6 protein-coding genes and 1 pseudogene are annotated in these 8,123 nt (G+C 70.0%); 1 reads left to right on the top strand and 6 read right to left on the bottom strand.

The genetic code is table 11. The features are described 5' to 3' along the window. The 5 genes from QZX79_RS11635 to QZX79_RS11615 form a co-directional block, all read right to left on the bottom strand. The coding region (locus QZX79_RS11635) for an NUDIX hydrolase (RefSeq protein ID WP_294568438.1) at positions 1–614 on the bottom strand (614 nt) is incomplete at its 3' end. Between the two features lie 32 nt (positions 615–646). Next, a complete protein-coding gene (locus QZX79_RS11630) occupies positions 647–2,140 on the bottom strand; it encodes an MFS transporter (protein ID WP_366484943.1) in 1,494 nt (497 codons plus the stop codon). 80 nt (positions 2,141–2,220) lie between these two features. Beyond that, positions 2,221–3,066 carry an NAD-dependent epimerase/dehydratase family protein gene (locus QZX79_RS11625; RefSeq protein WP_294568437.1) on the bottom strand — a complete coding sequence of 282 codons (846 nt, stop codon included), beginning with the start codon at positions 3,064–3,066 and terminating at the stop codon, positions 2,221–2,223. Between the two features lie 21 nt (positions 3,067–3,087). Next, positions 3,088–4,902: a glutaminase A gene (glsA, locus tag QZX79_RS11620; protein ID WP_294568436.1), complete on the bottom strand. Its 1,815-nt coding sequence runs from the start codon at positions 4,900–4,902 to the stop codon at positions 3,088–3,090. A gap of 258 nt (positions 4,903–5,160) precedes the next feature. Then, positions 5,161–6,603 (bottom strand): APC family permease, encoded by a 1,443-nt coding sequence (locus QZX79_RS11615; protein ID WP_294568435.1) that lies wholly within the window; start codon positions 6,601–6,603, stop codon positions 5,161–5,163. A gap of 473 nt (positions 6,604–7,076) precedes the next feature. Here QZX79_RS11615 and QZX79_RS11610 point away from each other — a divergent pair, with 473 nt between their 5' ends. After that, on the top strand, positions 7,077–7,736 hold the full coding sequence (locus QZX79_RS11610; protein ID WP_294568434.1) for a pentapeptide repeat-containing protein: 660 nt from the start codon (positions 7,077–7,079) through the stop codon (positions 7,734–7,736). 51 nt (positions 7,737–7,787) lie between these two features. Here QZX79_RS11610 and QZX79_RS11605 read toward each other — a convergent pair. Then, a pseudogene (locus tag QZX79_RS11605) lies at positions 7,788–8,123 on the bottom strand (hypothetical protein); the annotation flags it as partial.

Genomic DNA, 8,123 nt, shown 5'->3' with positions numbered 1-8,123 from the left:
CGCCCGCCGTCGAAGACCAGGCACACCGCGTCGTCCCAGCCGCTCCACGGCGGGAGCCAGTCGGTCAGCACGAGCGGCCCGGCCGCGACCGTGAGCGCGAGCTCCTCCTCGACCTCGCGCTCGGCCGCCAGCCGCGGCGACTCGCCGACCTCGACCACCCCGCCGGGCAGGTCCCAGTCCTGCTTGTAGGTGAGGTGGCACATCAGCACCCGGCCCTCGGTGTCGCGGACCAGCAGCTGCGCGATGGCCCGCTTGCGGGGCAGGAACGAGTTGAGCACGGCGCGGAACCCTCGACCCGCCGACACCGGCGCGTCGGAGCGGACCCGGGCGAACACGACCCGGTCGGCCCGGGAGCCGGCGGTCGGGACCGCACCCCGCATGAGCCCCTCTCGCAGCAGCCCCGCCCAGGTCGCGATCCTGGTGGCCACGAGGTCCTCCGGGTCGACCCACGCCTCGACCCGCGCCTGACCGAGGTCGCCGAAGAGCCGCTCGAGCACCTCGGTGACGGCGCCGCTCGCGACCTCGTGACCCTGGTCCTGCAGCTCCCGGCTCCACGAGAGCCGGGTGACCCCGTCGCCCACCGGCTCCAGACGGACGCCACCAGCCTCGGTCACGCCTGCGAGACTACGGCGCAGCCCCAGCCGGGTCAGTGCCCCGCCCTCCGGACGGGTGGTGTCCGGTGTGACCGACCTGGGTGGTCTCGTCGGACGGGAATGTCATCCCGTCCTGAAACCAGCCCAAATCGGACACTGGTGACGGACGTTGGTGTCATGACGACGCCAGCCACCACCCCGGACCTGACCCCGGCTCGCTCCGCCGAGCCGACCGATCCGCGGACCGCGCTCCCGGCGCTCCGCCGCCCCATCACCCGCCGGATCGCCACCACGGTCGCGGCGGTGATCGCCGCCGCCTCGACCACCGTGCTGTCCAGCGGCGCTCCGGCGGCCGCCGCCACCGTGCCCGCCGCGGCCAGCGCCGCCAGAACGAGCGCCGCGGCCGGCTGGCCCGTTGCGGCGCCGATCCAGCCGGCCGCCGGATAGGTGAGGATGAAGCACGCGTGCGACAGCGAGAACTGGGCCGTGAAGAGCTGGTTCCGGGTGCTGTCGGTGGCGGCCCGGCGCAGCAGCCGCCCCGAAGGGGTGCTGATCATCGAGGTTCCGGCGCCGAGCAGCCCCCACAGGCCCAGGTAGAGCAGCCAGGAATGATCCGTGAGGGGGACCGGGAGCTGCTCCGTCCAGGTCAGCAGCGCGGCGGCGGCAAGCCCGGGCGGCAGCAGAATGCCGCCGGTGAGCATGACGGAACGGTCGGAGACCCGGTCAAGGAGCCGCGGGGCGGCAAGGGCCACCAACATCGACCCCGCACCGTAGCAGGCGAGGGCGACCGCGACGTCGGTATCGGAGCGGTCGAACACCTCCCGGACATGCACCACGGTGTTCACGAGCACGTAGGCCGTCCCCGCGGCCACGGCAAGGTCTAGGGCCAGCAGGCCGCGCAGCGGGGCCTGGCGCAGGAAGATCCGCGTCCCGAGGGTGGTGCGGTGCAGCAGCGACCCGGCCGCGTCTGCCGGTGGAATCGGCGGCAGCCGGGTGGCTGCGACCAGGGCGGCCGAGAGCAGGAAACCGGCGGCCGTCCCGATGAACAGGTTCGAGTAGGAAAGGACGAGCAGCAGGGCGGCCGCCAGCAGCGGGCTGAGCAGTGACTCGAGGTCGTAGGCGAGGCGGGAGAGCGACAGCGCCCGCGTGTAGTCCCGCTCGCGCGGCAGGACAACGGGGATGATGGCCTGGAACGCCGGAGTGAAGGTGGCCGAGGCCGACTGCAGGAGGAAGACCAGCAGGTAGATCTGCCAGATCGAGTCGACCCACGGCAGGGCCAGCGCGATGGCGGCACGCACCAGGTCCGCGCCGATCAGCACCGCCCGGCGGGGCAGCTGCCCCACCAGGGCGGACATGAAGGGCGCAGCGAAGACGTAGGCGACCATCTTGAGCGTGAAGGCCGTGCCGAGGACGGCGCCGGCCTGCCCGCCGGCAAGGTCGAAGGCAAGCAGGCCGAGGGCCACCGTCAGGAGGCCGGTGCCCGCCAGGGCCACAACCTGGGCGGTGAGGAGCTTCCGGTAGGCCGGAACCCGCAGGACGGTGAGCATGGGTTCCTTCGGGGCAGGCGGAACGGGGTTCTTCAGCATAGGTGCACATCCGCGCACATATCAACGTGCCCCCGGACGGATCAGGGGTGGCGGACGCCCTCGCCTGCGAGCACGGCCCGGTACCCCTCCCGGTAGGTCGGGTAGGTGAACCCGAACCCGGTCGACCGCAGCAGGGCGCTCGAGCAGCGCTTGTCGCCGCCGCGGGTGGTGCTGGTCGGGCCGGCCGGGGGAGCCGGCAGCCGCAGTTCGGCTGCGAGGAAACGCAGGACGTCGGCGAGGTCCGAGGGCTCCTCATCGGTGCCCAGATATACCGGCGCGGGGGCTTCCACCGCCGTGGTGAGGTGCACAATGGCGGCGGCGGCGTCGTCGCGGTGGATGCGGTTGGTCCACTGGGGCTCGGCCGGCAGGACGGCCCGGCCGGAGGAGACCGAGTCGATCAGCCGGGTGCGGCCCGGCCCGTAGATGCCCGAGAGCCGCAGGACCAGGGCGCCGGGGGAGCGCTTTAGCAGGAGCACCTCGGCCTCCCTCAGGATTTTCCCCGTGGGTGTTCCGGGCTCCGCAGGGGACTCCTCGTCCACGAGTCCGCCGCCGAAGTCCCCGTACACGGCGGTTGAGGAGACGAAGAGCATCCGCCGGGGGCTCACGCCGTCGCGCTTCAAGGCGTCGAGGAGGTTCGCTGTCGCGCTCACGTAGGCCGCCCGGTAGGCCGCCTCGGTGCGCTCGCCGGCGGCGGTGGCGATCACCACGATCTCCGTGTCGGCCGGGACCTCCGGCAGAGTGCCGGTGAGGTCGACTGCCTGGCCCTCAATCTGCTCCGGAAGCCGGCCGGGGGAGCGCCGCCAGCCCACCACCCGGTGCCCGGCCGCGGCGTAGCGCAGCCCGGCCTCCGTTCCAAGGTCTCCGCTCCCGGCGATCAGCACTGTCATGCCTCGAGCCTATCCCCAGTCCTAGTCGCGGATCCGCACGGCGGTCTCGCGGAGATACAGGTCAACGCGCGTGTACGCGTCGCGGGTCAGGGCCTTCCAGAGTTCGACGCCGAGCCGCGGGTCCTCCTCCTCGATGCTGCTGATGGCGTCCGCCGTCAGGACCTTCAGCCGGACCTTCCCCACCGCCTTCACGGTGGTCTCCTGCCGGTCCGAGCTGCCCAGCGCGAGCTCGCCGAACGTCATCCCGGCGCTGAGGGTGGTCAGCTTCACGCGCCCCCCGGTCGGGCCGGGCACGGAGGTCTCGATCCTGCCCGAGAGGATGAAGAAGACGCCGCCGAAGCGCTGGCCGACGCGCCGGATCACGTCGCGGTCGGCGTAGGTGCGGTCCTCCATCCGCTCGGCGAGGGCGTCGACGTCCTCCGCGCTCAGCGGGCTGAGCGCCGGGCAGTCGGCGACTTCGACCTCGGCCGGCAGGCACAGCTCGTCGCCGTAGCGGCCGATCAGCTCGTTTTCGCACCACTCGACGGCGGCGGTGCGGGTGTCGAAGGTCGGCACCTCCCGGTCCACGTCCTGAAAGGTTTCGGCGAGGTTGCCGTCGGCGTCGATCAGGACGAGTTCCCGGCCGGCCGCCACGAGGTTCTCGCGCACCTCGGCCAGCAGGCGCAGGGACACTCCGGCCACCTCGTCGACGCGGCGCAGGTCAAGGATGACGAGGGCGACGTCCTCGCTAAGGCTGCTCAGTTCGCGGACCATGGACTCGGTGCCCGCGAACAGCAGGTCGCCGTTGAGCTCGATGACCCTGGCACGGTGCCCGTGTTCGCGGAGGATGTCCATGGCCTCGTCGTTGCGCCGGATGCCCGAGGGTGCCCCGGTGATGTCGTAGGTCGACCGGATGGCCGAGCGGCCGGTGCGGGCGGCCCGTACGAAGTGGAGTTCCATATCGTTGGAGAGCCGCTCGGCGGTGGCCACGCCGCGGACGCTGCTCCCGTGGGCGTCGAGCGGCGGGGAATACACGGCGAGGCCGACCTGGCCGGGCAGGACGGCGATCGTTCCGCCGCCGACACCGCTCTTGGCCGGCATGCCGACGTTACTCAGCCAGGAGCCGGCGTCGTCGTACATGCCCGAGGTGGCCATCACCGACAGGACGCGCTCCACCTCGCCGATGCCCAGCACCTCCTTGCCCGTCAGCGGGTTGCGGCCGGCGTTGGCGAGGGTCGCGGCCATGACCGACAGGTCGAGGCAGGTCACCTGGACCGAGCACTGGCGGAAGTAGTCGCTGATGACCGGCGCCGGATCGGATTCGAGGATGTTGAAGGACCGCAGCAGGTAGGCCAGAGCCCGGTTGCGGTGGCCGTGGTCGAGCTCGGACTCGAAGATTTCCTCGTCGACGCTCAGCTGCCGGCCCGCGAAGGCAGAGTAGGTGTTGAGGATGCGCTTGAACCGGGTGTTGCCGCCGGCGGAGCGGACGAGGGAGGTCGCGGTGAGGGCGCCTGCATTGATCATGGCGTTGGCGGGCCGGCCGGTGCCGGGGGCGAGGGAAATCTCGTTGAACGAATCCCCCGACGGTTCGACGTCGACCTTCGCATCCACGGCTTCCATGCCCAGATCGGCCAGCGCCAGCCCGTAGGTGAAGGGCTTGGAGATCGACTGGATAGTGAATTCCTGACGGGTGTCGCCGATCTCGTAGGTGTACCCGTCGACGGTGGTGAGGCAGATGCCGAAGTTGTCCGGGTCGACGTTCGCCATGGCCGGGATGGTGCTGTACGGCTTGCCGTCCTTCAGCTCCGCAATCTCCTGGTGGATCTTTTTGAGGTAGCTCTCGATCGGCGATTCCATGACTTCAACCCTAGGGCACCCCGTAGGGAGGGCCGTCCGGTGGCCGTCCCTCGGGTCCGGGCCGCCCGGCGATCCTTCCGCAGTCTGGAACGACCCCGCACCAGAAAGCGACTGGTGCACCCGAAAGCGCCTTCCGAGCCGGATATTTCCGGTGCGCTCGTCGCAATCGGGTGCGCTCGTCGCGATCGGGGTCCCCCACCGCAGCGAGGCCGCCGCAGGAGGCCTGCGGATGCGGATGCGGATGCGGCTGCCCGGAGCCTAGGGGCGCCGGTTGCCGAGGCGCTCCAGCAGCCGTTCTTCGGCGTGCTCCCCGGGCTTGATCCCCGAGGGGATGCGGAACAGGAAAAACAGGCCCAGCACCCACCACAGGCCGAAGAGGATCCACGGCGGCGGGGTGAGCGAGGCCGGCATGCCCGGCATGTACAGGCTCAACAGCCCGACGCACAGCACGACGGCGGCCCACCCGATGATCACGCCGCCTGACCCGTTGCCTCCGACGCGGAGCGGACGCTCCATGCCGGGATCGGTACGGCGGAGGATCACGAAGACGAGCGACACGAGGATGTAGGCGATGATGATGCTCGGCGCGCCGGAATCTACAAGCCAGCCGAGCATCTCCTCTCCAAAGAACGGTGCGATGAACGACAGGGCGCCGATGAACATCAGCGCGTTCGTGGGGGTGCGGTACTTCGGGTGGAGAACGCCGAACCAGCGCGGGAGCATTCCGGACCGGGCCATTGAATACATCAGCCGCGACGCTCCGAGAAGGAGCGAGTTCCAGGAGGTGAGGATTCCGGCGATGCCGCCGGCGATGAGCACCTGGGCCATAAAGTCGGAGCCGAACATCGCGCCCATGGCGTCGGCCGTCGCGATGTCGGCGTCGGCGAGCTCTCCAACCGGCATGGCGGAGGACGTCGTCAGGATCGTCATGACGTACCAGATCGTTGCGAGGATCACCGCGACGACAACCAGGCGGCCGATCTGGCGGGCAGGGATTTTCACCTCTTCGGCCGACTGGGGGATGACGTCGAAGCCGATGAAGAGGAACGGCACGACGACGAGCACGCTGAAGTAGCCGGCAAGACCACCGGTGAAGAGCGGCTCCATATTGGCGGTCGATCCGCCCGTGAAGGAGCCGAGGACAAGAATCGCTCCGATGATGAGCAGGAACAGCACGACGAAGGTCTGGGCGACACCGGCCAGCTTCACCCCGCGGATGTTCACCCAGGTGATGACGACGGCCGCGATGGCGCCGACCAGTGCCCAGGTGAGGTGCACCTGGTCCCCGGCGACCTCCCACAGCGGGATCCGGCTCAGGTCCGGGAACAGGTATTCGGCGGTGCGCGGAAGCGCTACGGCCTCGAAGGCGACGATGGTGACATACCCGCCTGTGATCGCCCAGGAGCCGATGAAGGACCACCGCGGTCCCATGCCGCGCAGCAGGAAGTTATGCTCTCCGCCTGCCTTCGGCATTGCGGCGGTGAGTTCGGCATAGGTGAGCCCGACGACACCCATGATGACGCCGCCGGTGACCATTGCGGCGACCGCGCCCAGGGTGCCCGCCGAGGTGATCCAGTCGCCGGTGAGAACCACCCAGCCGAAACCGATCATTGCGCCAAAGCCAAGCGCCAGCGCGTCCCAGTTGCCGAGCACCTTCAGGAGGGAGGCTTCCTCCCCTTGAGCTTGTGAAGTTTCAGCCATGTTCCGACACCTTCGTTCGGGGGAGCTTTCGCGCCCGGGGAGTGGGCTTGGATCCCGTGGCCAGTCTAGGAGCAGGGCGGGCCGCGGAACAGAATCGCGCCCGGAAGAGTCCACCGCGTCCGGATACGACTGCCGTACCCGAAAGCGACGACCGGCCCTGAAATCGACTCCCGCGCCGGATATTTCCGGTCCGCTCGTCGCAATCAGGTGCGCTCGTCGCAATCCGGAGCGTTCTCGGCGGCGGTCCCGGAGACGTCGGCGGTACCCCAGAGTGACGGCGGTGCCCGAAAGCGACGGCCGGACCCGGAATACCTGGCGCGCTCGTCGCAATCGGGTGGACCCGTCGCGATCGGGTGGACCCACCGCGATCGGGGGCGTTCGCGGCGGGATGTCGATGCGCTTCGCTAGACTTCCGAAGACCCGGCCCGGGGCAGTGTCCCGGGCTCCGCCTCCACCCACCCCCAGGACAGCTCATGCCGAAAAGCTCAACCCGGTCTCCGCGGATCGAAGATCTGGTGCTGCGCGACCTCGCAGTTCCCCAGGATGGTCATCCGGAGGCGGGCGATCATCGCGAAGGCGAGCTGTACTCCTCCATGAGCCTCGACGGCCTGGACCTCGGCGGTATTTCCTTCAGCGAGTGCCTGTTCGAAGGTACCTCCCTCAACGAGACGCAGCTGCGCGGGGCCCGGTTCCGCGAGTGCCGCTTCACCGAGCTGTTCGCCCCCGTCTTCGCCGCAGCCCGGAGCTCCTGGCGCAACGTCTGGCTCGAGGGCACCCGCTGGGGATCGGCTGAACTCTATGACAGCACGCTCGAATCGGTGCGGATCAGCGGCGGGAAGCTCGATTTCCTCAATCTCCGCAGCTCAACCCTCACCGATGTCGACATCTCGGACTGCATCATCGGCGACCTCGATCTCACCGAGGCGAAGGGAGTCCGCGTCGCGCTGCGCAACTGCCGGATCAACACCCTCACCCTCACGGGAAGCAGGTTGCGGGACGTCGACCTGCGCACCACCGAGTTCCGGGCGCTCACCGGTCCGGACGGGCTGGGCGGGGTCACCATCGATTCCTACCAGCTGGGCCTCCTCGCGCCGATCCTCGCCGAGAACCTGGGCCTCCGCGTCGAGGACTGAGCCCCCCAGCCGTCTTCCCGCTCGGGCGGCCCGGCGCGGTTACCCGCCGGGCTATCGGTCGCGCCGGGCCTGATCCCGCGGTCGCGTATCTGGGTCCTCAGAGGTGGTATCGGAGGACCCGGCACCGGCCTGCTGGTCGTCGACGGCGGTTCCCGGCGCGTGCTGCTCCGCCGGCGCTGGCTGGGGGTACTGACCCCGGTGCTGCTCCGAGGGGTGCGGTGCCGGAGGGGTGGACCTGGCGTCAGGAGCGGGCGCATAGGGCGCGGGATGCTGCCCCTGCGGGAATGGTGCTGCGTAGGGCGGCGGGTACTGCCCGGCGGGAGCCTGCCCCTGCGGGAATGGTGCTGCGTAGGGCGGCGGGTACTGCCCGGCGGGAGCCTGCCCCTG

The organism is uncultured Arthrobacter sp., from assembly GCF_902805515.1.
Taxonomy (GTDB): Bacteria; Actinomycetota; Actinomycetes; order Actinomycetales; family Micrococcaceae; genus Arthrobacter_D.
This window is presented reverse-complemented; position numbering and strand designations above follow the sequence as displayed.